The sequence below is a fragment of the Sphingomonas jaspsi DSM 18422 genome (assembly GCF_000585415.1).
In the GTDB taxonomy this organism is placed as follows: Bacteria; Pseudomonadota; Alphaproteobacteria; order Sphingomonadales; family Sphingomonadaceae; genus Sphingomicrobium; species Sphingomicrobium jaspsi.
Window position 1 is genome coordinate 511278 of the sequence record NZ_KK073876.1, and the last position, 23877, is coordinate 535154.

A 23877-nucleotide genomic window follows, 5' to 3' on the forward strand; every position below is an offset into this window, starting at 1 on the left:
AACACCCCCTTTTCTTTCAGATCGAATTTGCGAAGATGATGGCTCGCCATGCCCTTGCCGGAGGGTTGTGGCGAAGGGCCGCGGGGGACTTCGTGGCGGTCAGCATGGGGGATTGAAATGCCGAATTCCGGCAAGGCGACGTTCGTCGACTATTACGACGTGCTGCAGGTCAATCCGCAGTGCGATGCGAAGATGCTCGAATCGGCCTATCACTATCTCGCCAAACTATATCACCCCGATCATTCGGGGACGGTCGACACGACCATGTTCAACGAGGTTACCGAGGCCTATCGCTTGCTTCGCGATCCCGAACGGCGGGCCGAATATGACATTCTTCACGCGCAGTACCGGCCCCAGGCCGACACGCGGTATCCGACCAGCGCGCAGTTCGACGTCGACGAACAGGCGGCACTGGACGACGCCGACGATCATGCCCGCATCCTGACTTACCTCTACACCAAGCGGCGCGAGGATGCGCAGAACCCGGGGGTGGTCGGTTTCTACCTCCAGGAAGCGCTGCAATGTTCGGACGAGATATTCGAGTTCCACAAATGGTATCTCAAGGAAAAGGGGTACATCGTCACGACCGAGCAGGGCATGCTGGCGATCACCATCAAGGGCGTCGACCATGTGATCGAAATGTCGCGGGCGGCGAAGGATGAGAAACTGCTGATCGAAAAGGAGGCCCTGCGCCGCCGTTCATAGGGACGGAGTTGTGATGTTAGCGTTCGTTCTATGACCTCCAGCAGACGTGATCGCTTCAATAAGCTTTACGAGTTGGCGTTGAGGATTCGGGAGTGCGGCGAGCCAGGCCTTTGGTTGCCCAAAATTCAAGCGCTTGCGGTGCGCGGGCACGCGGATGCCATGACGGACCTAGCGGACCGGTATTCCGGCGACAGCCGCCTCGGACCGGCTTCGAACAATTGCAGCCCCGCAGGCCTGTACCGGCGCGCTTACCGAAAGGGGTCTGACCGCGCAGCCGGCAACCTCGCGATTAGCTGTTTCAATCGCCGCGACCTCAAGGGCTACCGGTACTGGCTTCGCAAAGCGGGACGGGCTGGAGACATGGAACGTCAGAAGGAGTCTCGGCGCTTTGAAACCCGCTTATGGCATGGCCGCGCCCACGACATCGGTCGCGGGCGGCCAAAGGCTAAGCGCGATTCAATCGGGTAGCTAAGAGCAGGCTCTTAACGGGCTTCGGCTTCTCTTCGCGCTGCTCCAGCGACGCGCTAACGCGCCGCTTTGCTGCATTCGGCAGCTTATCTGCCGTGCCCGCGCCAGCGCTTGATCGTGCGCTGGATGATGCCTTCTTCGTCGCCGGTCTCGCGCCATGCGGCGGCGAAGCTGGGGTCCGACGACGCCGGGCGCTTTTCCGGTTCGAGATTGTCGAAGCGGACGCGGATCGGGATTGCGACGCCTTCGCCGCAGACGATGCATTCGCGGTTGCGCAGCGCCGGGATGGCGTCGAGGAAGCCGCGCGCGCCTTCGGGCATCGCGGCGCGGACGCAGGCCTGATCTCGGTCGTTGTTCAGACGCATCGACACGATGGTCCCGCACTGCGACAGCACACCTTCGGCCAAGTCGGACGGACGCTGCGTGATGAGGCCCAGCGACACGCCGTACTTACGGCCTTCCTTGGCGATACGCTCGAGGATCTTGCGCACCGCCTGGCCGCCCGAATTTTCGTCCTTCGGCACGTAGCGGTGGGCTTCTTCGCAGACCAGCAGCAGCGGGCGCTGCGCCTCGGTCCGCGACCAGATGGCGTAGTCGAACACCATGCGGGCGAGCACCGAGACGACGACGCTGGTGACTTCGCTGGGAACGCCCGACACGTCGACAATCGAAATCGGGCGACCGTTTGAGGGCAGGCGGAACATCTTGGCGATGAACGGCGCCATCGAATCGCTGACCAGCATGCCGTTGAACATGAAGCTGTAGCGCGGGTCGGCGCGCAGCTCGTCCAGCTTGTTCTTGAGCCGCTGGTAGGGCGTGGTGTCCCCGGCGCGGTCGAGCTTACCCATTTCGGTGGTGATCACCCCGACGAGGTCGGTGAGGAGGTAAGGGATCGGCGAATCCACCGTCACCTTGCCATATTGTTCGGCCTGGCGCGATTTCGACCGCGCGGCGAGGATGCACTTGGCGAGAATGTCGGCGTCGCGCTGGCGTTCCGCACCGTCGGTGGTGAGGATGACCTCGCAATGTTCTTCGAAATTGAGCAGCCAGTAGGGCAGCTGCAGGTTGTCGACGTTGAAAATCTCGCCGCAGCTCTTGAAGGCCGCCGAATATTCGCCGTGCGGATCGATCATCACGATGTGGCCTTCGGGGCTGAGCTCCGAAATGCGGTGCAGGATCAGCGCGACCGAGGTCGATTTACCGGTACCGGTCGATCCCAGGATGGCAAAATGCTTCGAGAGCATTGGGTCGACGTACAGCGTGCCGCGAATGTCGTCGGTCGGGTAGACCGTCCCGATTTCGACGTGGGGGCTGTCGTCGGCAGCGAAGATCGCGCGCATGTCGGCGGTTGTGACCGGCATGATCGCCGCGCCGGGGATCGGGTAGCGGGTGACGCCGCGGCGGAACCCGGTGAGACTGCCGTCGGCGGTCTGCAGGCCTTCGCCGAGGAAGTCGACGTTGGCGATGACGGTGCCCATTTCGTCGCCGGCGCGCAGCGTGCGGACGTTGGCGACCAGCCAGCTGCCGCCGACCTTGACCTTGACCTGGCTGCCGACCTGTCCGGACATGGCGACCGACGGATCGTCATGGCCCATCATCTCGGCCAGCGTCGCGCCGTCCATGATCACGCGCGAACCCGAGCCCGCGATTTCCAGCACCTGGCCGATCGGCGGAACATGGACGCCCGCGCCGCCGACGGCGTCACGGTCGCTATATTCGTTCAGCTCGTCGAGGAACTGCTTCAGGCTCGGTTGGTCGGTCATCGGCGCATGCCACCCTTTTCGATGAATTTGGTTGGCGCCGGATTAGCCTAATCGGGTTAAAATCCCCCTAAGCCCGCCTCATGCGCGGCGGCGGAACAGGGCGGCGGCGGCCCAGCCGAGGCCCAGCGACAGCAGCACTGCGGCCAAGCCGTACAGGAAACCATGCTGGCGCGCGGCGAGGGCGACGAAGCGTTCGAAGCCCGATTTGCCGATCTCGATCTCCTTGGTCGCGGCGGCGATCACCTTGCCGCGATCGATCAGGAAGGTTTCGGCGGTGTAGGTGCCGACTGGAACCTGGCTGGGGATGTCGATCCGGGCGCGATACAGCACGCCTTCACTGATTTCGACGCCCGACGGATTTTCGCGGTAAAGTCCTTTTTTCTCGCGCAGGTCTAGGAGGCCGGCTTCGAACCGCCGTTCCTTGTCGGGAAGCGCGCCGCCGCCGGGGGACAGCTGGAGGTCCTGCAGGCCCAGTTCGTAAATCGCCGCCGTGCGTTCGTCGACGAGGTCGCGGACCGGCTTGGACGAAGCCACCGCGTAATAGCCCGGGGCCGAGCGGAAGCGGTTGGAATCGGCGTTCATCCAGATGCCGGCGATTTTCTGCTTTTCGCGCACGAGGATGGGTTCGACCGGGCCCTTGAGGACGACGATGACGTCGGCCGGACGCGACGGCACGCGGCCGCCCGGGTAGATGATCGCGCCGAACAATAGCAGCTGCGCCCCGGTGAAGCTGTATTTGATCTGGATCGAGCGGGCAGAAATGTCGGGAACGAGCACCGGTTGGGCTTGGGCCATGAGGAGCGGCGCTGCGGCCAGGACGATGAGCGCGCGCTTCACAGATATTCGACCGTGAAGATCTGATCGGGGCGCCAGGTCAGGCCGAGCAGCATACGCAGCGCCACCAACAAGATGATCCCGGCCAAAGCGAAGCGCAGCAGGTCGGGCTTCAGCTTGGTCGCCAGGATCGCGCCATATTGCGCGCCGACGACACCGCCGACCAGCAGCAGCCCGGCGAGCACGATGTCGACCGCCTGCGTCGTCATTGCATGGATCATGGTGGTGACCGCGCTGACCGCAAGGATCATTACCAGACTGGTGCCAACCACCACGCGCGGGGCCATGCCGAGCAGGTAGATCATCGCCGGGACGAGGATGAAGCCGCCGCCGACGCCAAGGAGCACGGTCAGCACGCCCGCGACGAAGCCCAGCAGCGCGGGGGCGATCGGGGAGAGGTAGAGCCCGGACGCGTAAAAGCGCCAGCGGAGGGGCATCGATGCGACCCACTTGTTGTGGCGCGGCCGTTCGCGCACGGTTTCGACCTTGAGCCAGCCGAGCGCGACCAGCGCATCCTTGAGCATCAGGCTTCCGATCGAGCCTAACAGCGCGACGTATAGGAAGCCGATGACGAGATCGATCTGGCCGCTTTTCTGCAGCAGGGTGAACAGGCCGGCCCCGGCGAGGCTGCCGAGCGCGCCGCCCGCGGTCATCACGCCGCCCATCTTGAAATCGACCCCCCCGCGGCGAAGGTGGGCATAGACCCCCGATACTGACGCGCCGGTAATCTGGGTCGTGGCGCTGGCCACCGCGACGGTCGGCGGAATCCCGTAGAAGATCAGCAGCGGCGTCGTCAGGAAGCCGCCGCCGACGCCGAACATGCCCGACAGGACCCCGACCATCGCGCCCAGCAGCACGATGATCAGCGCATTGACCGACAGGCCGGCGATGGGGAGGTAAATGTCCATGACGCGTCAGATCCGACGCTAGCCCCAAAACCGCGACAAAACCAAGGCAGGGCTTGCGTCGGGGCCTCAGAAATCTCCGGCAAGGGTCAGTACCGCGCCGGAGCCGGGCTCGGCCTTGCCGGTCAATTTTCAGCGATAGTCGGCGTGCGCCTGGAGTCCGTGGTGTAGCGGAACGGAGATGTGCGGCCTACCGGGTGGCCGGGGTGGGGTCGTCCGGGGGTTGCTTGCGCAGCAACTCGCGGCAGCTGGCGAGTAACGGCAGCGGATAGAGCGGGAAGGCCGTCATCACGGGCAGGAAGCTGCCGCGCCAGATGGTCAGTGCGATCAGCGGCACGAACATGATGAGGTCATAGCCCAGCGCATAAGGCGCCGCCATCAGGCTGGCGGTGCCGATCAGTGCGGTCTGTTCGACCGCCGTACGGCGGCGGCCGAAGACCAGCGTTAAGATGCCGATGGCGGCGCCGATCGCCATCCCGCCGATGCGCGGCAGGTGCCACCGTTCGGCGACGATGCCCGGCGTGACGCCCAGCTTGATGATATTCGACTTGGCGACGACGTGGTGGAAGGCGCCGAGCGACTGGTACCAGTCGATCCAGCGTTCGGTCCCGAACAGCAGCAGCGATGCGGCAACGACGGCGGCGAAGGTCGCGCCCGCCGCCACGAAGGCCCGCCAGTCGCGGGTCAGGATGAAGAACAAGGGCGCCATCAGCACCAGCTGCGGCTTCACCGATGCGACGATGCCGAACATCAAGCCCGCCAGCAGCCGGTTGGGCGTCGCGCAGGCGGCAAGGACGATCGAACACAGGATCAGCGACACCTGGCCGGTCATCACGCCGCTGAACAGCGCGGGGCTGATCAGGCACAGGCCGACCGCGCCCCACGGCAGGTGGCGGCGGACGGTATACACGAATAGCGCGATGCCGAGCAGGTTGAACAGCACGAACCCCATCGCCAGCGGCACCAGGCGGAGCGGCTGGATCCAGATCAGCATGGTCGGCGCGTAGGGGAAGCCGTAGACGTCGGAGCCCCAGTTATAGGCCAGTGCGGCGGGGCGGTTGGCGACGGTCCAGAACACGGTGAAGTCGTTGCCCACCCGTTCGTAGAGGAAATAGCCGACCGAGGCGAAGCCGCAGAAGAAGAGGAAGATGGCACTGGCCAGCGCGACATTCCGCCGATCGACGCGCGGCGGGGCGGCAGGCGCCAGCGCCCGCACATCGCCTTCCCAGAAACGATCCATCAACACAGGCAAACTTCCCCACGGCCCAGGCGTGACCCGCAGGGCTAGCGCGGAATGGTTAATTTTGTGGTTAGGGGTGGGGTCGGGCGAAAGCTGAGCCGATGCTGACGGATCGCGGTGGTTCCAAAATCGGACATGTCGGATAGGCTGGCAGCAACGCTGCCGTAAATGGGGGACAAGCGGGGATGACGCAGCCAGACGATGAGATCTCGATTGCCAAGGCGTACGGCCTTCCGGTGGCCTTGACGGCGATCACCTTTCTGATCGCCATCTCGCTCGGCGCGGCCAGCGGGGTTCGGCCATATAATTTGTTCGGTATTTACCTTTGGGGCTGGGCCGCAGCTACTCTGCTCTGTCTCTTGGTAGCGGTCTTTTTCGAAGCAATGCATTTGGCGCTGACCAAGGCCGATCGCCCCGTAAGCCGTTTGATGGAAAGCGTGAGGGTAAGGACGCAACTGGCCCCAGTGGCAGCCTTTTTGTTTCCGCTTTTTCTTGGGGCCTACACATGGGCCAAATGTTCGATTCCGCGTATCGTCGGCTATCGATGGGAGGCCTTCTGGTCGGACGCGGATCGGCTGGTTCTGTTCGGGAACGACGGTTGGAAGATCGCCCACGCCATACTGCCGACGCAAGCGGCTCCGTTCCTGTCCTTTTTCTATGCCATCGGTTGGGGGCTCGCGCTGGTGGTCGGCAGTTCGCTATATTGCGTGTCAAAAAGCCGGCGTGAGGTGGCGACGTTCTTTTCCGCCTTGATGCTTAGCTGGTTAATCGGCGGGGTGTGCCTAGCTTATGCCGTTTCGGCAGCCGGCCCGATTTTCGTGCATCTGAGCGATTCCGCACTTGCCGCCAGGTTCGAACCGTTGCGTGCGCAGTTGCTGTCAGTCCTCGGCGACAAGAACACCATCATTTCGACGCAGCGCTATCTCGCGGCAGGGATCGACAAGGCCTATGCGACGAAGGGATCAGGTGTCTCCGCCATGCCATCGATGCACATAGCGACGGCGACGATCCTGCTGATCGCGACAAGGAGAAGGTGGTTGCTTCCCTTCGCGTGCCTGTTCTGGCTGACGACATTCTTCGGAAGCGTCTATTTCGGATATCATTATGCGCTGGACGCGCCGGTCGCCGCCGGAATTGCGATCGCCTGTTGGTGGATTTCGGCCCGTTACTATTCGTCAGGAAGCGTCCGCAGCGCGATGATCCCCGCCCAAGCGACGGTCTGATCGCTCCTTCTTTGGCGACTGTTGAAACGCTGCGATCACGCTTGGTGTCGCATCTTGGCCATTTCGCCTAACGCATTTGCGAGAAAGCCAGTCGGCGGCCAGCGCGACAATGATGCCTCCCGCGCCATCGGCGCCATAGTGCCAGCCAAGGACAACCGAACCGAAGTAGATGGCAGCGACATAAGCCAACCCGAGCTTGGGCCATCCACGATGGGCAAGCACCAGCGCAAACCAAGTGGCAATACCAACGTGCAGCGATGGGAAGGCCGAAATGCCGCCACCCAACAATGCGCCTTTGGCTTGGTAGTTTGCCCACAGGAATCGGGCTGGCACCTGTACGGAGTCAGGCGCCGCTGCGAGGTCATAGCTGCCGATGAACAACGGCCCTGCTGACGACACTAGGTAGGCGGCGAACATTCCGATTGCCCAAGTCAGCATGAAGGAGAGGATGAAGCGACCCCGCGCCGGACCCCGCCAATGGATGACCCACAAAATCCCACCCAGATTCGATATGTGCCAAAGCCCGTAGAAAAGTCCGACCGCCGGAAGCCATGGGCGTATGGCATTCGCCAAGAATTGGCCGTTCAACCCGATTGCCGCATCAACTTTCGCAAGCGTATCGTCTGCCCAGAAAGGCACCACAGCGGTGATCATGGACTTGAGAAACGAGGTCGAAAACAACAGCACCGCAACGACGGTTACGCCCAGAAGTATAAGCCATTGCTCCCTCAACGCTGCTGGCGCCGCGCTGCGCAATTGAGCGATTGGGTGGGCAACCCCGGCGCGCCACATCCGGAAGATTGCGGTCAGAAGCCGGGCCGTTGCGGTAAGCGCGACGATAAGGGAGGCAACGACGAGACTGGTCATTCCGCTCGGGGCGGCCGGATAGCCTGTGATCAGGCGAACACCACCCGCCGCCGCCAGTGTAGCAAGCGCGATGACCACTGCAGGCCGCACCCAAGGTTCGTCGTCGAACATGCCAATAGATTGATGCAAAGCCTGCTTGTTGTCAGCCCTTGGCAACGCCACCAATTTCGTTCGTCTTGATATGGAACGGAATCCGGCAACTTGCGCTGTATCGGACAGAGAGTAACCCCGCATCGCCGACCGACGAAATGATTGCCATGCTGATCCAAACGACTTTGCGCACACGATCGATCGCGCTTCTGGACCGCGTCGAGGAGCGGTTGCCGCGCATCATGACGCTGTGGTTCCTGATGGCACTGACGGCCTGTGCCGCGCGAATTGCGATCAGCCCGCTCCAGTCTTTACCTGATGTCGGCACGTTTTTGCCCTATGTTCTGCTGGTCGGTGCGCCGTTGGTCTCGATGGGGCTGGCGCTGAAATGGTTCGAACGCGGGGACGAACTGCCGCAGCCGTCGGTGCGCCTGGCACGCGTCGGACGGTGGACGGACGTGTCGGCCCGTCATGCCCGCCGACATCCGCTTTACGGGAGCAGCGGTATCATGCTGTCGCTGTTGATCGGCATGCTGCTGAACGTTCCGGTGCGATCGCTGGAATATCTCGCGTCGGTTCCGGCGCTGGCGGGATCGGTGCCGCATTGGCTGTCGACTCTTCGCCTCGCGATGACCGCCGACGTCGTCATCCTGTCGAGCCTTTACACCATCTGCTTCGTCGCGGCCTTGCGCCGGGTGCCGATGTTCCCGCGCCTGCTAATACTGACCTGGCTGGTCGATGCGGCGATGCAGCTGGGCATCGGCCAGGCGGTGCGTGCCGCCGGTGGCGTGCCGCCGTCGGTCGGCGACGCCTTGTCCACCCTGCTGGACGGCAACATCAAGAAGGTGGCGATCAGCGTCGGCCTGTGGCTGCCCTACCTGCTTCTGTCGAAGCGGGTAAATGTGACCTTCCGCCACCGAGTCGCGATTCGCAAAGCGGCGCGTTAACCCCGCCAATCCGCCGATTCTCGCCCTTATCCAAGCCATTGTAATGGTGGCAGGAAAGGCGCAGCGCGTCCCTAAATGGCACGGAATTTAACGGATTAGCGGGCCCCTATAGCTGCCGCGCGGGCTATGTTCACCATTGAAATCAAGGACTTAGAGGTAACAGCCTGAATCCATGTATTTAATCATCGTTAAATAGACGTGCTTGACAAAAAGTTAATCGAGTCACAGCCTTCAGGGGTCAAGCGGCTGGGGGGCCGTGATTTTTTGATCCGTGGGGGCTTCCGGTTTTGAAGTCCCGTACAGCGTTTCAAGGGTCCGAACCCTCCCGACGCAAGGCAAGCTCATTCGTCCCCTTGGGGGGCGGGGAATTTGTAAATGTGAAGGGGACGGAACATGAAGACTTTCATCAAGACTCTCAGCGACAAGCGTGGCGCCTCGGCGGCCGAATATGCGCTTATCCTCGCGATTATCGGCGCGGTCATTGCGCTTGCGGCCCTCGGCCTCAGCAATGCCATCGGCAATGCGATGAACAACACCGCGAACTGCATCAACGACCCGGTGACGGCGAACTGCTAATCGCTGGATCGGCGGCCGCACTTCGGTGCGGCCGCCATTACTTCATCGATCGGGGGCTGGCGACGGACCCGGTCGATCTGACCTGACGGTCGCCGCCAATATTTCGGGGGAAGGGGCGGATGAAACGGCAAACCCTTATCGCGCTGGGCATAGCGTTGATCCTGGGACTGGTCGCGGTGATCGTGGCCAACGCCTATCTGAGCGGGCGCGAACGCCAACTTGAAAACTCTCCCCAGGGCATGGTCCGGGTTGCGGTCGCGGCGATGCCGCTCGACTTCGGCACCCAGCTGACGCCCGAAAAGGTCAAGTTCGTCAATTATCCGGCGACCTCGCTGCCGCCCGGAACCTATCGCACGCTGCAGGAGCTGCTGCCCGCGGGGAAGACCCGCGCCGCGCTGCGCCCGATCCAGATCAACCAGCCGCTGCTCGCCTCCGACTTGACCGGTGAAGGCGAAGGGGCGTCGATCGCCGCGCTGCTGCCCGACGGCATGCGCGCCGCGACCATCCGCATCAACGACGTGTCCGGCGTGGCCGGCTTCGTGAATCCGAACGATGTGGTCGACGTGCTGATCACCCGGCAGAGCCCGGGCGGCGCGCAGCAAAATGTCACCGACGTGCTGCTGCAGAACGTCCGCGTGCTGGCCAAGGGGCAGAGCACCAAGGACGCGGGCCAGCCCGACCAAGCGTCGGTCGACCGGTCGGTGACCGTCGAAGTCTCGCCCATCGACGCGCAGAAGCTGGTGCTCGGCCAGCAGCTCGGCAGCCTCAGCCTGGTGCTGCGTAAGCCGGGGATGGAACAGAATATCCCGCAGGTGAAGCCGATCACGCTGGAAGATTTGCGCTACAGCTACCAGACGTCGCTGCCGCCGCAGGGGGGTGCCGCGCCCGCGACCGCCGCTGGTGCGCCGCCGCCGGCCGAACAGCGCGCGCGGATCGCCGCGATCAGCCAGCCGCGCCGGCCCACGCCGCGCCCGGTTCGTGCTGCGCCGGCGCCGACCAAATCGACCAATACGGTGGTGGTGACCAGGGGCACCGAAGCCAGTTCTTACGAGGTGGGGGACTATGCGCGTCAATAGACTGAAAGGCGCGGCGATCGGCGCCGCCATTGCCGTTGCGCTGGCCTGTCCGACGACGGCCTCGGCGCAGGTGTCCGTCAGCGCGGCAGGCGACATCCATGCCGGCGCGCTCGAAGTGCCGCTCAACAAGAGCCAGGTGCTTAGGGTCGACCGGCCATTCGCCCGGGCGATGGTCGGCAACAGCGAAATCGCCGACGTGCTGCCGCTGACCGACCAGTCGCTGTACGTGCTGGGCAAGAAGATGGGGACGACCAGCCTCACCCTCTACGACCGGTCGAGCCGGCTGATCGCCGTGGTCGACATTGCGGTCGGTCCCGACGTCACCAGCCTCAAGCGGCAGCTGTCCGAACTCCTGTCGGCCGACCAGGTTGGCGCGCGTATCGCCAATGATTCGATCGTGCTCGAAGGCGTCGTCAGCAGCGCGCCGATGGCCGACCGCGCGGTGCAGCTGGCGGAAACCTATGCCCCGGGCAAGGTCGTCAACATGCTGCAGATCGGATCGTCCCAGCAGGTGATGCTGGAGGTCCGCTTTTCCGAAGTGAAGCGCAGTGCGCTGAAGGACCTCGGCCTCGGCCTGTTCGTGCAGGGCGGCGGCAGCCACGGCTTCGGCGGTGCGGTCGGCGGCGGTGCCAGCCTGACGCCAGGTGGCGACATCACGACGACCAACGTGGACCCGGTCACGGGTTCGTCGGTGACGCAGACCCAGCCGGGCCCAGGCGTGCTGCGCCTTGGATCGATCGTCGACAGCTTCGGCATCCTGCGGCGCAGCTTCGGCATCCTGGGGCTAAATATCGACGCGACGCTCAATGCACTCGAACGCAAGGGCGCGATCACGACGCTGGCCGAACCGACGCTGGTGGCGCTGTCGGGCGAAACCGCCAACTTCCTGGCGGGGGGCGAATTCCCTATTCCGGTATCGCAGAGCAATGGCGGCGGTGGCGGAAACGGTGGGGGCAATTCGAACATCACGGTCGAATTCAAGCCGTTCGGCGTCAGCCTGGCGTTCACGCCGACCGTACTGGCCGACGGGGTGATCAACCTGGTCGTCGCGCCCGAGGTCAGCTCGATCGACAACAGCGCGTCGGTGGTGATCAACAATCTTCGCATCCCGGGCCTGCAGACCCGGCGGGCCAAGACCACGGTCGAACTGCGCGACGGCGAAAGCTTCGCCCTGGCCGGCCTGCTGCGCAAGGATTTCTCCGACACCGTGCGCCAGTTCCCGATCCTGGGATCGATCCCGATCATCGGCTCGCTGTTCCGTTCGACCAACTTCCAGCGGGAAGAAACCGAACTGGTGATCATCGTCACGCCGAGGCTGGTGCGGCCTGTGCGGGCGGGAACGCTCAAGGTCCCGACCGACCGCGCCACGCCGCCCGACGAAGCCGACCTGTTCCTGCTCGGCCGAACCGACGGCGGGGTCGGCGCCAACCCGCTCGCGCCCAGCCAGAGCGGGCCGGTGATGCGCCCGATCGGCGAGCCGGCGACCGTCAAGCCCAGCGGCGGAATGGCCGCGTTCGACCCGTCCAAGCTCGAGAAGGATTACGGCCATGCGCTTTGAACTGAAGCTTGCGATTTCGGCCGGGGCGGCATTGCTCGCGGCCGGCTGCGCGCCGGTCGATCCGGGCATGGGCGAAGCGCTGCGCTACGACATGGCCGCGCAGACCGTCGATCCCGATCCGGTGTATCCGGAGGATGGCGCCAAGCCGGGCGACAGCGGCGAACATGGCGCAAAGGCGTCCGAACGCTACCGCAAGGGCACGGTCAAGGATGTGCAGAGCGCAACCACCAGCAGCGGCACGGGCGGCAACAGTGGCGGCGGCAGCGGACCGCGCTGAGGATGAACGATGAAGCGCATAAGCATCTTCGGGACGGAGGCCAGTAAAAGGGGCGCGGTTGCGCCCACTGTGGCCCTTTCGCTGTTCGCCCTGATCGGCGCTGGCGGCATTGCGTTCGATTATGCGCGCGTGGCGACCCTGGATACCGAATTGCAGCAAGCCGCGGATCAGGCGGCCCTAGCCGCGGCGACCCAATTGGACCGCGCCGACGGTGCGCGCCAGCGGGCGACCGACTCGATTACCTCGACCAGCAAGGATCGGCTGGCGGAAAACTTCACCCGGTTCGCGAACGACGGCAACGCCGACGGGACCCAGGTCGAAATCCAGAGCATCACCTTCTGCAGCGCGTTCGACGACAGCGTCGCGGACACCGCGTCGGCCTGCACCAAGATCGCGGCCAGCGCCACCGATGGCGACAGCCGCGCCCGGTTCGTGGTGGTGACGACGAAGGTTCGCACGGCAAACTATGCATTGACCCCGATCGTCGGTGCTTTCGCAGGGGACGTGTCGGCAACGGCCGTGGCGGGAATCGAATCGTCCATCTGCAACGTTGCGCCGTTGCTGGTCTGCGCACCGTCGGACGATTTCCCGACCGCAGACGATGTCGGCAGGGGAATCGTGATGAAGACTGCTGGTGGTAATAAGTGGGTTCCCGGGAATTACGGATATCTTGACTTTGGGAACGGCAACCAAGCGGTGCTCAACGCTTTGCTCGGCAATGGACTGAATGGCTGTCAGAGCGCTGACGATAACCAAACCGAGCCAGGCAATAAGAACGCTACCGACGCGATCAACACACGCCTCGACGTCTACGCGGGCCTCAATAAAAACGATGCAAGCAAGTGCGACCCGGCTACCGGTTCGGCATGTCCTTCGGCGGACACCCGCAAAGATATGACCCAAACTATGACCTATACAATTCGGCAGACTGCGCAGCCTACTAGCTCGCCAGTTTGTGGAGCGCCTCCGGGAGGCAGACCGCAAGACGCGACAGGTCAAGTGGCTTACGCCGACTTCGTTCAGAACAAAGGCGCGAAACAATTCGGCCGTGATACTTGTCATTACACTTCTTGTTCGGGCGGTAATTTTGGCGACGGAAATTGGGATCGGGCTGGGTATATTGCGGCTAATCATCCAAGCCAGACCGCAGCATCAATTGCGGCAGCAATTGGTGGCGGGGCAACGGCGACAACACTGACGAGGTACCAGGTCTACCTGTGGGAGATCGCCAACAAGGCGACGGCTCTCAATCCACAGACGATCTCGACTGGAACGTGGAGCAAGCAAGGTCAGAATTGGAGCATCACAAAGGTCTGTGCGTTCAGCCAGCCAAGATATGCTGCCGCGGCAGCGGCTACTGCCAAGGACCGGCGAGTCCTGCCGATCGTTGCCGCCAATTGCGACAATCTAAAAGGCAAAGGAGCGGCCTTTGAGGATTATATCATCCTGCGAGTCTTTGACGTCTTCCTGACTGAGCCGTCGCTGCAGCGCAGCGCGGCCAACACCGGGGTAAGCGGGGCTACCGCCACCACCGACGACAAGGAAATTTACGGCGAAGTGATCGGCCCGGCCCAGCCGGTGGGCGGCACCGGCGGCTTCCAATATTACAGCCGCAGCAGGCCGTACCTGGTGCGATGATGGGCCGTGGCAATCCTTTCGCCTTCAAAAACGGCGCGGCGGCAGCGGAAATGGCGATGGTCCTTCCGCTCCTGCTCGTCCTGATGTTCGGCAGCGCCGAACTCGGCAACTATTTCCTCGATGAACATGGCCTGGTGAAGCAGGTGCGCGACGGCGCGCGCTATGCCGCGCGACTGCCGTTGGAGGCGAACTACACCTGCCCATCGACCGTCAGCAGCAGCGCGCAATCGTTGATCACCAACGTCACGAGGACCGGGACGGTAACCGGAAGCGGGACGCAGGGGCGTTTCAACTCCGCCTATTGGACCCGCAATTGCGGGTCGGGAACACAGACCCTCACCATCACGGTGCGCTGCGTGTCGAATGACGATTATGACGGCATCTATCAGTCGCTGACGGGTGACATACCGGTAGTGAAGGTCAGCGCCGCGATCGGTTATCGGTCGGTCTTGGGGACGCTTGGCCTGCCGACGGCCAACCTCTGCCTGCGGGCCGAATCCGAAGCGCCGGTGATCGGGTCATGACCGTCCGCAGCCTTCCTTTTGACCGGCGCGGTTCCAGCGCGGCCGAATTTGCGCTGGTTCTGCCGCTGCTGATCTTGCTCCTGTTTGGGATCATCGACACCGGTCGCTTCTTCTGGGAATTGAATCGGTCCGAAAAGGCGACCCAGATGGGGGCGCGAATGGCGATCGTGACCGACCCGGTATCGCCCGACCTGGTCGGCGCAAGCTATGTCAGCGGGACGATCAAGGCAGGCGACGTCATTCCGGCCAACCAGCTTGGCACCGTCAAATGCACCAGCACCGGCTGCACCTGCGAAACCGCGCCCTGCCCCAGCGGTGGCGGCACCGTGGACAGTGCGGCGTTCAACCTGATCGTCGCGCGGATGGCCAAGATGAATCCGTTGATCGCGGCCAACAATGTAGTGATCCGCTATTCCGGGTCGGGCTTCGGTTATGCCGGTGCAGCGGACGAAACGATGGATGTCCAGCCGCTGGTCAATGTCCAACTTCAGAACATGCAATTCAGACCGATTGCACTGCTGGGCTTCGGAGGGTGGAATCTACCCAATGCGTCGGCGACCCTGACGGCCGAAGACAGTAGCGGCAGCATATCGAATTGAGGTGAGTGGTGATGAGCGTGCATAACCCGGAACGACCCAACAGCCAGTGGATGGCCGATACCGGACCCGCCCCGGTCCGCCTGCTTCTGGCCGGCGTGGACGGGGATGCCAACGACCTCGTCGGGGCGACGGCGGCGGGCTTCCCGCTCGATCTCGTCATCGTCGGCGCGGCCGATCCGGTCGACGCTTCGATGCTGCAGGGCGCGGCGGCCGCGGTGGTCCAGGTCGACAAGGAAAATCCGGCCTCGATCGCGCGGTTCGAAACGCTGGCGGCGGGGACGCTGCCGCTGATCGCCGCGGCCTATGATCCGCCGCTGGCGCTGGTCCGCTCGCTGGTCCGCGCTGGTGCCCATGACGTGGTGCCGCTGCCATTGGTGCGCGAAGAGCTGGAAACCGCGCTCGATCCGATCCGCAAGCTCGTCGCCGGCATGGCCCAGCGTACCAAGGCAGGGCACCGCAAGGTCGTAACGGTGATCAAGAGCGAAGGCGGGGTGGGGGCGACATCGCTGATCAGCCAGCTCGCCATCGCCTTTGCCGCCAGCGAACGGGCGCTGGGTCGCGAGGCCTGCCTGCTCGACCTCGACGTCCAGTTCGGAGATGCGGCATTCCAGCTCGGCTTGCAGCCGGCGCTGTGCCTGACCGACATGGTGGAGGCCGGAAAGCGCCTCGACGGCGACATGCTGCGCTCGGTCGCGGCCCAGCATCCCAGCGGGCTTTCGGTGGTCGCGGCGCCGAAGGAGATCACCCCGCTCGAAGCGCTGACGAGCGATCAGGTGCTGAAGATCGTCGACCTGGCGGCCGACGAATATGGCACCGTGTTCGTCGACCTGCCGATGAACTGGAGCAACTGGTCGCTGTCGCTGCTGGCGCGGTCGGACCTGGTGCTGATGGTCACCGAATTGCGCGTGCCGTGCCTGCATCGTGCGCGCCGGCAGCTCGACCTGCTGGACGCGCAGGGGCTGCACCATCTCGACGTGAGGATCGTGGTCAACCGCGCCGAAAAGGGCCTGTTCAAACAGATCGGCACCGCTGACGCGGAGCGCGTCCTGCGCCGCCCGGTCGCCTATACGATCGTCAACGATCACCAGACGATGACCCAGGCTATCGATCGCGGCGTTCCGATTTCGGAGATCAAGCGGAAATGCGCGCTCGGCAAGGACATCGACCAATTGGAGAAGGGTCTCGCTGCGGCCCTTGGGCTGGAGCACTAAGCGATGTGGCAGATCCGCAAACCGAAAGAAGAACTCGCGCCCGAGGAAACCGCCGAACGGCGTGAGGAGGATCGCAGGCTCAAGACGACCGGCGATGCCGGTGCCTTTGCCTCGGTCGACGTCCACACCGACCTCAAGGTCGAGCTTCACCAGCGCCTGCTCGAGCTGATCAATCTCAGCGCACTCGACAAGATGTCGCGTGAACAGATCGAGGACGAGGTCGGCGACATCGTGCTCGAGGAATTGTCGAAGCAGCGTCACGCGCTCAACAATGCCGAGCGCAAGCAATTGGTCGGCGATGTGCTCGACGAATTGCTCGGCCTTGGGCCGCTGGAGCCGCTGCTCAAGGATCCGACGATCACCGACATCCTGGTCAACGGCCACGACAATGTGTTTGTCGAACGATATGGCGTGCTCGAACCGTCGCCGGTCAAATTCAAGGACTCCAAGCACCTCATCCGCATCATCCAAAAGATCGTGTCGGCCGTCGGTCGCCGCGTCGATGAAAGCTCGCCGCTGTGCGATGCGCGCCTCGCCGACGGCAGCCGCGTCAACGCGGTGGTGCCGCCACTCGCGCTCGACGGCGCGCTGCTGTCGATCCGCAAGTTCGCCAAGGTGCCGATCAGCATGGCGCGGCTGGTCGAAATCGGATCGGTCCCCGAACAGGTTGCCGAGGTGTTGCAGGCGGTCGTCAAGGCGCGCCTCAACGTGCTGATCTCCGGCGGCACCGGGTCGGGCAAGACGACCATGCTCAATGCCATGTCGGCCTTCATCGACAATCGCGAACGAATCGTGACGATCGAGGATTCGGCCGAACTGCAGCTGCAGCAGGTCCATGTCGCGCGGCTCGAAACCCGTCCTGCCAATATCGAAGGCAAGGGCGAGATCACGCAGCGCGAACTGGTGAAAAACGCGCTGCGCATGCGGCCCGACCGGATCATCGTCGGCGAAGTGCGTGCCGGCGAAGCGTTCGACATGCTGCAGGCGATGAACACCGGTCACGACGGGTCGATGACCACCGTCCACGCCAATACGCCGAGAGACGCATTGTCGCGTATCGAACAGATGATCGGCATGTCGGGGATTGATGTCCCGGCCCGCTCGGCCCGCGCGCAGATCGCCTCGGCCATGCATGTCGTCGTTCAGGTCGGACGCCTCAGCGACGGTCGCCGCCGCCTGCTCAGCCTCAGCGAATTGAGCGGCATGGAGGGCGATGTCATCACCATGCAGGAAATCTTCCGCTTCCGGCAGACCGGCATCGCCGCCGACGGCATGGTTCAGGGGCGCTTCGAAGCCAGCGGCATCCGTCCCCGCTTCCTCGAACAGACCATGGCGCACGGCGTGACGCTGTCGCCCGAGCTGTTCCGGCCAGACAGGAATTTCGACCAATGAGCGACATCTGGCTGCGCGCATTCTTCCTGATCCTGGTCTTCGCGGCCGTTGTGTTCGTGGTCGAACGCTTCGCGGGCGCCTTCGTCGGCCGGCGGATGGAAAGCCGGGCGATCAACAAGCGGCTCGACCTCATTTCGCAAGGCGTGTCGCGCGACCATGCGATGCAGCTGCTGCGCCGGTCGTCGAGCGGGATCGCCGAAAGCCTTCCACCCATCTTGTCGGGTGCCGTACTTCGTGTCGAAAAGCTGCTGATCGCGTCGGGCCTGACGCTCCAGACGGGGCGGCTGCTGATGGCGTTGCTGGTCGCCCCGCTGGTGCTTTTCCTGATCCTGGTCGCACTGGTGTCGGCCAGCGGCGGAACGCTCGGGCCGGGCCGTCTGCTGCTGCTGGCGGTTGTGGCCTTCATGATCGGCGCGGGCATTCCGCTGCTGTTCCTGCAGGTGAAGGCCGGGCGGATGCGAAAGAAGATGCAGGACCAGTTCCCGGTCGCGCTCGACGTGTTCGTGCGCGGGCTTCGCGCAGGTCACCCAATCGCTTCGGCGCTGGACCTGCTGACGGTCGAAATGCCCGATCCGATCGGTTCGGAATTCGGCCTTGTCGTCGATGAAGTGACCTATGGCGCTGACCTGCGCGACGCCTTGTCGGCGATGGCCGACCGCTGGGACCTCGACGACATGCGGATGTTCGTGGTGAGCCTGTCGGTGCAGAGCGAGACCGGCGGCAACCTTGCCGAGATCCTCGAGAATTTGAGCAAGGTGATCCGCGAGCGCGCAGCGATGATGATGAAGGTGCGCGCGCTGTCGAGCGAAGGCCGAATGACGGCGGCGATGCTGACGGGTCTGCCGGTTCTGGCCTTCGTCCTGCTGTTTCTGGGCAATCCGGCCTTCTATCTCGACGTGGCCGACGACCCGGCGTTCATGCCCGGCTTCATCGGCTTGGGGCTGCTCTACGCGATCGGTTTTTACGCGATCCGCAAAATGATCGATCTGAAGGTTTGAGGCTGTCATGACGGAACTGCTTGCCAACGACCTGACCCGTTACGCACTTCTGGCGCTGCTGTTCGTGGCGGTGGTCGGCGTCACCTACGGTATCGCCTCGCTGCTCGGCGAACGTCGCGAAGTGCGCGAGCGTTTGGCCTCGGGTGTGCAAGGCAGCGAGGCGGCTGCGGCTCCGTCGGGTCTTCGCACCCACGACGCACGCAGCGCCTGGCTATCGCTGGTCGGGGCGATCGAACGTACCGGCATTCCGCTGGTCGACACCAAGGACGCGACCTTGCGCTCGCGGCTGGTGGCCGCCGGATTCAAGGAAGAATATGCGCCGCGCGTCTATTCGCTGATCCGCCTGATCCTCGTCGTCGGCTTGCCGTTGACGCTTTTTGTCCTGCTGTTCTTGGGTGGCGGGGCACCGTCGACGTCGCGGCTGATCGTCATGGGCATGATCATGGCGCTGATCGGGCTTTACGTGCCCAGCCTGATCGTCCGCATCCGCGCCGACCGGCGCCAGCAACAGTTGATCAACGGCTTCCCCGACGCGCTCGACCTGATGCTGGTGTGCGTCGAGGCGGGGCTCGGCCTGGAAGCCGCGTTCAACCGCGTGGGCATGGAAATGACCCGGTCCCACCCGCTGCTCGCCGAACAGTTCGGCTCGGTGGTGCTGGAACTGCGCGCGGGCCGCAGCCAGGAAGATGCGTTGCGCCGCCTCGCCGACCGCGCGGGCGCCGATGAAATCCGCGCGTTTGCGACCCTGCTGATCCAGTCGGCCAAGCTCGGGTCGTCGGTTGCCCAGACTCTGCGCACCTATGCCGCCGAAATGCGCGAGCGCCGGCGCATGCGGGCCGAGGAAAAGGCACACCGACTGCCCGTCCTGCTGTCGATCCCGCTGGTTTGCTGCATGCTGCCGGTGATGATCGGCGTGCTGATGCTGCCGGCGGTCATTCGTACCATCCGGGTCCTGATCCCGGCGCTTGCGGGAGGAAGCTGATGATCAAGAGGATCGTTCCGGTCGCACTGGCCATGGTGCTGATGTCTTGCGGGGCGCAGAGCGTCGACGTCCGCGCGGTCAACGGTCCGCTGAAGGCCGGGGCCCAGCCGGTCGATGTGCGGATCGCCGAAGGCTATTCGCAGATGTCACTGGGCAATGTCGGCCTCGCGCTGGAATCCTATCGCAAGGCGCTGCGCGACGATCCGGGCAGTGTCGACGCGATGCGCGGGCTTGCTGCCGCCTACGACAAGATGGGCCGATTCGACCTGTCCCGCCGTTATTATGAAATGGCGCTGGCGGTGCAGCCCAAGCAACAGGACATTTACGAACAATTGGCCGCGTCGCTGCAGATGCAGGGGCGGCCTGACGAAGCCGCACGGGTCAAAACCGAGATTGCCGTTCGCGAGGCCGCCCCCGAGGTGTCGCAAGCGGTTCCCGGCTCGGTCTCCGTGCTGCCGCCGCCACCGGCGCAAGGCGTGGCTTCCGCTTCGGCGGACGCACGCATCGCGTCGGTGGCGGTTGTTTCGCTCCCCGCCCCGCAACGCGGGCCGAGGCTTGAGCGCCTGTCGATGGCGGAAGTGGCGCTACTGACGAAACCCGGCGTGATGTGGGACGCGCGCACGGTCAATCGCACCGCGCGCAGCACCACGATCCAGTTCGATCGTAAGCCCGCACCGGCCGTCACCCTGCTCAACGCCGCGCGGGTCCAAGGTCTGGCTGCCCGCACGCGCAGCTACCTGCAGGGACGCGGCTTCGGCGCCGTGCGGATCGGCAATGCGCCGGAAACCCGCCAGCAGAGCGTGATCCTTTATTCGGCGGCGGAACGGCTTCGCGCGGTTCGTCTGGCGGCGCAGTTCGGATTCGCGATGCAGGCACGCCCGCATGCCAGCGACGGATCGCTGACCGTCCTGCTGGGCCGTGATGCCGCCAGCGACCGGGCATTGAGGCCGACCGCTTGATACTGGCTGCGGCGATGATGCTGGCGCTGGCGGATCCGTCGCCGCCGGCCGCGCCGCTGGAAGCCAACGCCACACCGTCGCTGGTCGAAGCTGGCCATGCGATCGAACAGGGTCGGCTGGAACAGGCTCGCGCCATGCTCGGCGCCGCCATCGCCGTCGGTGCCAAGGGCGATCCGGTCGACCGGCTTCTCGCCGACCTCGAATATGCCAGCGGTCATGACGATCGGGCCTTGACCTATTATCAGGGCCTGCTGGTGGCGCATCCGGGCGAGGGACTGTTATTGGAACGTGCCGGGATCAGTGCGCTGCGCCTGGGTCGGGTCGACGAGGCCGTCCGGCTGCTCGACCGCGCGACCGCCACGCACGACGCGGGGTGGCGAGCGTGGAACGCGCGCGGCGTCGCGGCGGACCGGCAAGGACGGTGGGACGAAGCCGCAGCGGCCTATGACCGAGCCGAAGCACTTGGCCCCGCCCAGGCGGAAGTGGCCAACAATCGTGGATGGTCGGCGATGCTTCAGGGCGACTGGTCGGCGGCGGTGGGTGCGTTCGAGCGGGCCGCGGCGATCAATCCCAACCTACCGCGCCTCGCCAACAATCTCGAACTCGCGCGATCAGCGGTCGCGGCCGGACTGCCCGCACGCCGTGCGGGCGAAGGCGACGATGCCTATGCGGCGAGGTTGAACGACGCGGGCGTAATCGCCGAGGCCGCGGGCGAACCGGCCAGGGCGAAAGCGGCCTTCACCCAGGCGCTGCAATTGCGCAGTCGCTGGTATGCACTTGCGGCCGACAATCTGGCGCGGGTCGCAAAGGCGCCATGAACTTGGTCGCGCTGGCCCCGCACTGGCTGGTCGTCATCATGCTTTTCCTTCTTCTTGCGGCAGCGACCGAAGATGCATGGCGAATGCAGATTTCCGACAGCTTTAGCGTGGCGATCCTGCTCGGCGCCGGGCTCGCCATCCTGCTTGCGGGCCCTGCCTGGTCGTTGTGGCAGAATATGGCGTTGGTGCTCGCCGTGCTGGTCGTCGGCACCTTTCTGTTCGCGCGCGGCGGAATGGGCGGGGGCGATGTCAAATTGATGGGTGCCGCAAGCCTGTGGTTCGACTGGTCAATGGGCTGGCGAATGTTGGTGGCGGTCGCACTGGCAGGTGGGCTAGAAGCCATCCTCGTGACCTTGATCCGACTCCTTCCCTGGTCCGACGGCGCCCGCAGCCGCGTGGCCCTGCGCCAGCGGCAGGAAGGCCTTCCCTACGGCATCGCCATTGCTGCGGGTGTCGCGCTTTCGATCTGGCAGTCATGGCGATGAAGGTGGCGCTCGGCGTGGCGCTGGCAATGGTGTCCCTGCCGGCGATCGCCGCGCCGCAGATCATCGCGGCGCGGGGACGCTGGGCGGCGCTCCAGGATGGTGCGCTATGCGAAGCGGCCAGTCGATCGTTGCTGGCCGCGCCCAAGGGGAAGATCCAGGCCCGGGCAGGAATCAGCTTCGATGCGTCGGGCCAGCGCCGGGGCGAGTTCGCGGCGCGGCTGTCTCGTCCGGTCCGCGACGGTTCGACGGTGATGCTGTACGTCGGCAACCTGCCCTTCCTGCTGGTCGCGCGCGGCAACATGGCGTGGAGCCGCGGCCCGGCACAGGAAGCGGCGATCGTCGATGCGATCCGCATCTGGGGAGGGATGCGGGTGGAAGCGCGCTCGCCCGGCGGCGGCCGCATCGTCGACCGCTACGGCCTTGAAGGGGCACCGCTGGCAATCGACGCCGCGGCAGCCTGCGCGGCAAGGCTGGCAAAGCGCTGAAAAAATAGATAAAGGCGCGCCTTCATCATGAGCGCCGATACCAAGCTGATGCCGATTCCCGGCCCCGATACCGTGCCCGTCCCGCGCGCGGTCGTTCCGCGTGCCGACGGCAAGGTTGAACTTGTTGGTCTGCCAAAGGACGACATCCGCCGCGTGCTGGAAGAGGCGGGTCTAGACGCGCGCCAGGCCAAGCTGCGCGCCAAGCAGATCTGGCACTGGATCTATAATCGCGGGGTGAGCGATTTCGAGGCGATGACCGACATCGCCAAGGCGCAGAAGCCCTGGCTGAACGAGCGCTTTACCATCACGCGCCCCGACGTGGTCGAGGCGCAGGTGTCGGTCGACGGCACGCGCAAATGGCTGTTGAAGACCCACGACGGCCATGACTTCGAAATGGTGTTCATTCCCGATGCGGATCGCGGAACGCTATGCGTGTCGAGCCAGGTCGGCTGCACGCTCAACTGCCGCTTCTGCCACACCGGGACGATGAAGCTGGTCCGCAACCTCGAACCGGCGGAAATCGTCGGTCAGGTGATGCTGGCCCGCGATGCGCTGGGCGAATGGCCGTCGAGCCCGGATGGGCGCATGCTGACCAACATCGTGATGATGGGCATGGGCGAGCCGCTCTACAATTTCGACAATGTGAAGCAGGCGCTGAAGATCGTGATGGACGGCGACGGCTTGGGCCTGTCGAAGCGCCGCATCACCCTGTCGACGTCGGGCGTCGTGCCGATGATGGAACGCTGCGGCGACGAGATCGGCGTCAACCTTGCGGTATCGCTCCACGCGGTAACCAAGGAGGTGCGGGACGAGATCGTGCCGCTCAACAAGAAGTACGGGATCGAGCAGCTGCTGGAGGCATGCGCGGCTTACCCCGGCGCGAACAATGCCCGCCGTATTACATTCGAGTACATCATGCTCAAGGACAAGAACGACAGCGACGACGACGCGCGCGAGCTGGTTCGCCTGCTCAAGCATTACGAGCTGCCGGCGAAGGTCAACCTGATCCCGTTCAACCCTTGGGAAGGGTCCGAATACCAGACCTCGACGCCCGAGCGGATCCGGTCTTTCAGCAACATCGTCTTCGAAGCGGGCATTTCCGCCCCGGTCCGCACGCCGCGCGGACGCGACATCGACGCGGCCTGCGGCCAGCTCAAGACGGCCGCCGAAAAGCGCAAACGTGCCGACCTCGACCGGGAAGCGGCCGCACAAGGGTTGAACGACGCCGCCTGATCGTTAGCGTAGCCCCGAAACCTT

Annotated in this window: 24 protein-coding genes; 19 read left to right on the forward strand and 5 right to left on the reverse strand. The window is 64.3% G+C overall.

From position 1 onward, the window contains the following. Positions 1-117 precede the first annotated feature (117 nt). The gene (locus G570_RS02585; protein WP_037498850.1) at positions 118-705 is read left to right on the forward strand and encodes a J domain-containing protein; all 588 of its coding nucleotides are present in this window, start codon (positions 118-120) and stop codon (positions 703-705) included. A gap of 554 nt (positions 706-1259) precedes the next feature. Here the strand turns inward: G570_RS02585 and G570_RS02590 are convergent. The 4 genes from G570_RS02590 to G570_RS02605 all read right to left on the reverse strand — a co-directional run bounded on the left by G570_RS02590 (position 1260) and on the right by G570_RS02605 (position 5915). Then, the gene (locus tag G570_RS02590) at positions 1260-2936 is read right to left on the reverse strand and encodes an ATP-binding protein (RefSeq protein ID WP_084607470.1); all 1677 of its coding nucleotides are present in this window, start codon (positions 2934-2936) and stop codon (positions 1260-1262) included. A gap of 78 nt (positions 2937-3014) precedes the next feature. Next, complete coding sequence (locus tag G570_RS02595; RefSeq protein ID WP_174377474.1) at positions 3015-3731, reverse strand: TIGR02186 family protein; 717 nt, start codon at positions 3729-3731, stop codon at positions 3015-3017. A 38-nt stretch (positions 3732-3769) separates the two neighbouring features. Further along, entirely contained in the window at positions 3770-4678 is a 909-nt protein-coding gene (locus G570_RS02600) for a sulfite exporter TauE/SafE family protein (protein WP_037498856.1), read from the reverse strand. Between the two features lie 187 nt (positions 4679-4865). Continuing rightward, positions 4866-5915 carry a glycosyltransferase family 87 protein gene (locus G570_RS02605; protein ID WP_037498858.1) on the reverse strand — a complete coding sequence of 350 codons (1050 nt, stop codon included), beginning with the start codon at positions 5913-5915 and terminating at the stop codon, positions 4866-4868. Between the two features lie 185 nt (positions 5916-6100). Between G570_RS02605 and G570_RS02610 the strand changes: the two genes are divergently transcribed. Continuing rightward, a complete protein-coding gene (locus G570_RS02610) occupies positions 6101-7138 on the forward strand; it encodes a phosphatase PAP2 family protein (RefSeq protein ID WP_037498861.1) in 1038 nt (345 codons plus the stop codon). Here G570_RS02610 and G570_RS02615 read toward each other — a convergent pair. Further along, on the reverse strand, positions 7091-8116 hold the full coding sequence (locus G570_RS02615; RefSeq protein ID WP_037498864.1) for a phosphatase PAP2 family protein: 1026 nt from the start codon (positions 8114-8116) through the stop codon (positions 7091-7093). The two genes, G570_RS02610 and G570_RS02615, sit on opposite strands and share 48 nt — an antisense overlap. A 146-nt stretch (positions 8117-8262) precedes the next feature. Between G570_RS02615 and G570_RS02620 the strand changes: the two genes are divergently transcribed. From G570_RS02620 to rlmN, 17 genes are all read left to right on the forward strand, one after another. Beyond that, the gene (locus G570_RS02620) at positions 8263-9042 is read left to right on the forward strand and encodes a hypothetical protein (protein WP_037503501.1); all 780 of its coding nucleotides are present in this window, start codon (positions 8263-8265) and stop codon (positions 9040-9042) included. Positions 9043-9435: 393 nt separating this feature from the next. After that, positions 9436-9618 (forward strand): Flp family type IVb pilin, encoded by a 183-nt coding sequence (locus G570_RS02625; protein WP_037498867.1) that lies wholly within the window; start codon positions 9436-9438, stop codon positions 9616-9618. A 119-nt stretch (positions 9619-9737) separates the two neighbouring features. Further along, positions 9738-10694, forward strand: a complete 957-nt coding sequence (gene cpaB / locus G570_RS02630; RefSeq protein WP_051503962.1) for a Flp pilus assembly protein CpaB — start codon at positions 9738-9740, stop codon at positions 10692-10694. Next, positions 10681-12252, forward strand: coding sequence for a type II and III secretion system protein family protein (locus G570_RS02635; RefSeq protein ID WP_084607474.1), 1572 nt, complete (start codon positions 10681-10683; stop codon positions 12250-12252). Before cpaB ends, G570_RS02635 begins: the two co-directional genes overlap by 14 nt. Next, the gene (locus G570_RS02640; RefSeq protein WP_051503963.1) at positions 12242-12529 is read left to right on the forward strand and encodes a hypothetical protein; all 288 of its coding nucleotides are present in this window, start codon (positions 12242-12244) and stop codon (positions 12527-12529) included. The genes G570_RS02635 and G570_RS02640 overlap by 11 nt, the downstream gene beginning before the upstream one ends. A 9-nt stretch (positions 12530-12538) precedes the next feature. Continuing rightward, positions 12539-14167 carry a pilus assembly protein TadG-related protein gene (locus G570_RS02645; protein WP_084607476.1) on the forward strand — a complete coding sequence of 543 codons (1629 nt, stop codon included), beginning with the start codon at positions 12539-12541 and terminating at the stop codon, positions 14165-14167. Further along, on the forward strand, positions 14164-14691 hold the full coding sequence (locus tag G570_RS02650) for a TadE/TadG family type IV pilus assembly protein (RefSeq protein ID WP_084607478.1): 528 nt from the start codon (positions 14164-14166) through the stop codon (positions 14689-14691). The genes G570_RS02645 and G570_RS02650 overlap by 4 nt, the downstream gene beginning before the upstream one ends. Continuing rightward, complete coding sequence (locus tag G570_RS02655; RefSeq protein ID WP_037498875.1) at positions 14688-15290, forward strand: TadE/TadG family type IV pilus assembly protein; 603 nt, start codon at positions 14688-14690, stop codon at positions 15288-15290. The genes G570_RS02650 and G570_RS02655 overlap by 4 nt, the downstream gene beginning before the upstream one ends. Positions 15291-15301: 11 nt before the next feature. After that, positions 15302-16501 (forward strand): CpaE/TadZ family protein, encoded by a 1200-nt coding sequence (locus tag G570_RS02660; RefSeq protein WP_051503964.1) that lies wholly within the window; start codon positions 15302-15304, stop codon positions 16499-16501. 3 nt (positions 16502-16504) lie between these two features. Then, entirely contained in the window at positions 16505-17893 is a 1389-nt protein-coding gene (locus tag G570_RS02665; protein ID WP_037498877.1) for a TadA family conjugal transfer-associated ATPase, read from the forward strand. After that, complete coding sequence (locus G570_RS02670) at positions 17890-18891, forward strand: type II secretion system F family protein (protein ID WP_037498880.1); 1002 nt, start codon at positions 17890-17892, stop codon at positions 18889-18891. Before G570_RS02665 ends, G570_RS02670 begins: the two co-directional genes overlap by 4 nt. Positions 18892-18898: 7 nt before the next feature. Continuing rightward, positions 18899-19873, forward strand: coding sequence for a type II secretion system F family protein (locus G570_RS02675; protein ID WP_037498882.1), 975 nt, complete (start codon positions 18899-18901; stop codon positions 19871-19873). Then, the gene (locus G570_RS02680; RefSeq protein WP_037498884.1) at positions 19873-20832 is read left to right on the forward strand and encodes a LytR C-terminal domain-containing protein; all 960 of its coding nucleotides are present in this window, start codon (positions 19873-19875) and stop codon (positions 20830-20832) included. Before G570_RS02675 ends, G570_RS02680 begins: the two co-directional genes overlap by 1 nt. Further along, positions 20829-21650, forward strand: coding sequence for a tetratricopeptide repeat protein (locus G570_RS02685; protein WP_156930294.1), 822 nt, complete (start codon positions 20829-20831; stop codon positions 21648-21650). Before G570_RS02680 ends, G570_RS02685 begins: the two co-directional genes overlap by 4 nt. Beyond that, entirely contained in the window at positions 21647-22135 is a 489-nt protein-coding gene (locus G570_RS13820; protein WP_051503965.1) for an A24 family peptidase, read from the forward strand. The genes G570_RS02685 and G570_RS13820 overlap by 4 nt, the downstream gene beginning before the upstream one ends. Next, positions 22126-22620, forward strand: coding sequence for a hypothetical protein (locus G570_RS13025; RefSeq protein ID WP_051503966.1), 495 nt, complete (start codon positions 22126-22128; stop codon positions 22618-22620). The genes G570_RS13820 and G570_RS13025 overlap by 10 nt, the downstream gene beginning before the upstream one ends. 27 nt (positions 22621-22647) lie before the next feature. Continuing rightward, entirely contained in the window at positions 22648-23853 is a 1206-nt protein-coding gene (gene rlmN, locus G570_RS02700) for a dual-specificity RNA methyltransferase RlmN (RefSeq protein WP_037498889.1), read from the forward strand. Positions 23854-23877: the final 24 nt, after the last annotated feature.

Bases quoted from the DNA above. Each gene is read 5' to 3' on its own strand.
- G570_RS02600 (WP_037498856.1), bottom strand. From the start codon at position 4,678: ATGGACATTTACCTCCCCATCGCCGGCCTGTCGGTCAATGCGCTGATC.
- G570_RS02590 (WP_084607470.1), bottom strand. From the start codon at position 2,936: ATGACCGACCAACCGAGCCTGAAGCAGTTCCTCGACGAGCTGAACGAA.
- G570_RS02625 (WP_037498867.1), top strand. From the start codon at position 9,436: ATGAAGACTTTCATCAAGACTCTCAGCGACAAGCGTGGCGCCTCGGCG.
- G570_RS02635 (WP_084607474.1), top strand. From the start codon at position 10,681: ATGCGCGTCAATAGACTGAAAGGCGCGGCGATCGGCGCCGCCATTGCC.
- G570_RS02595 (WP_174377474.1), bottom strand. From the start codon at position 3,731: ATGGCCCAAGCCCAACCGGTGCTCGTTCCCGACATTTCTGCCCGCTCG.
- G570_RS02665 (WP_037498877.1), top strand. From the start codon at position 16,505: ATGTGGCAGATCCGCAAACCGAAAGAAGAACTCGCGCCCGAGGAAACC.
- G570_RS02610 (WP_037498861.1), top strand. From the start codon at position 6,101: ATGACGCAGCCAGACGATGAGATCTCGATTGCCAAGGCGTACGGCCTT.
- G570_RS02640 (WP_051503963.1), top strand. From the start codon at position 12,242: ATGCGCTTTGAACTGAAGCTTGCGATTTCGGCCGGGGCGGCATTGCTC.
- G570_RS02670 (WP_037498880.1), top strand. From the start codon at position 17,890: ATGAGCGACATCTGGCTGCGCGCATTCTTCCTGATCCTGGTCTTCGCG.
- cpaB (WP_051503962.1), top strand. From the start codon at position 9,738: ATGAAACGGCAAACCCTTATCGCGCTGGGCATAGCGTTGATCCTGGGA.
- G570_RS02615 (WP_037498864.1), bottom strand. From the start codon at position 8,116: ATGTTCGACGACGAACCTTGGGTGCGGCCTGCAGTGGTCATCGCGCTT.
- G570_RS02675 (WP_037498882.1), top strand. From the start codon at position 18,899: ATGACGGAACTGCTTGCCAACGACCTGACCCGTTACGCACTTCTGGCG.
- G570_RS02660 (WP_051503964.1), top strand. From the start codon at position 15,302: ATGAGCGTGCATAACCCGGAACGACCCAACAGCCAGTGGATGGCCGAT.
- G570_RS02620 (WP_037503501.1), top strand. From the start codon at position 8,263: ATGCTGATCCAAACGACTTTGCGCACACGATCGATCGCGCTTCTGGAC.
- G570_RS13820 (WP_051503965.1), top strand. From the start codon at position 21,647: ATGAACTTGGTCGCGCTGGCCCCGCACTGGCTGGTCGTCATCATGCTT.
- G570_RS02680 (WP_037498884.1), top strand. From the start codon at position 19,873: ATGATCAAGAGGATCGTTCCGGTCGCACTGGCCATGGTGCTGATGTCT.
- rlmN (WP_037498889.1), top strand. From the start codon at position 22,648: ATGAGCGCCGATACCAAGCTGATGCCGATTCCCGGCCCCGATACCGTG.
- G570_RS02650 (WP_084607478.1), top strand. From the start codon at position 14,164: ATGATGGGCCGTGGCAATCCTTTCGCCTTCAAAAACGGCGCGGCGGCA.
- G570_RS02605 (WP_037498858.1), bottom strand. From the start codon at position 5,915: ATGGATCGTTTCTGGGAAGGCGATGTGCGGGCGCTGGCGCCTGCCGCC.
- G570_RS02655 (WP_037498875.1), top strand. From the start codon at position 14,688: ATGACCGTCCGCAGCCTTCCTTTTGACCGGCGCGGTTCCAGCGCGGCC.
- G570_RS02585 (WP_037498850.1), top strand. From the start codon at position 118: ATGCCGAATTCCGGCAAGGCGACGTTCGTCGACTATTACGACGTGCTG.
- G570_RS02645 (WP_084607476.1), top strand. From the start codon at position 12,539: ATGAAGCGCATAAGCATCTTCGGGACGGAGGCCAGTAAAAGGGGCGCG.
- G570_RS13025 (WP_051503966.1), top strand. From the start codon at position 22,126: ATGGCGATGAAGGTGGCGCTCGGCGTGGCGCTGGCAATGGTGTCCCTG.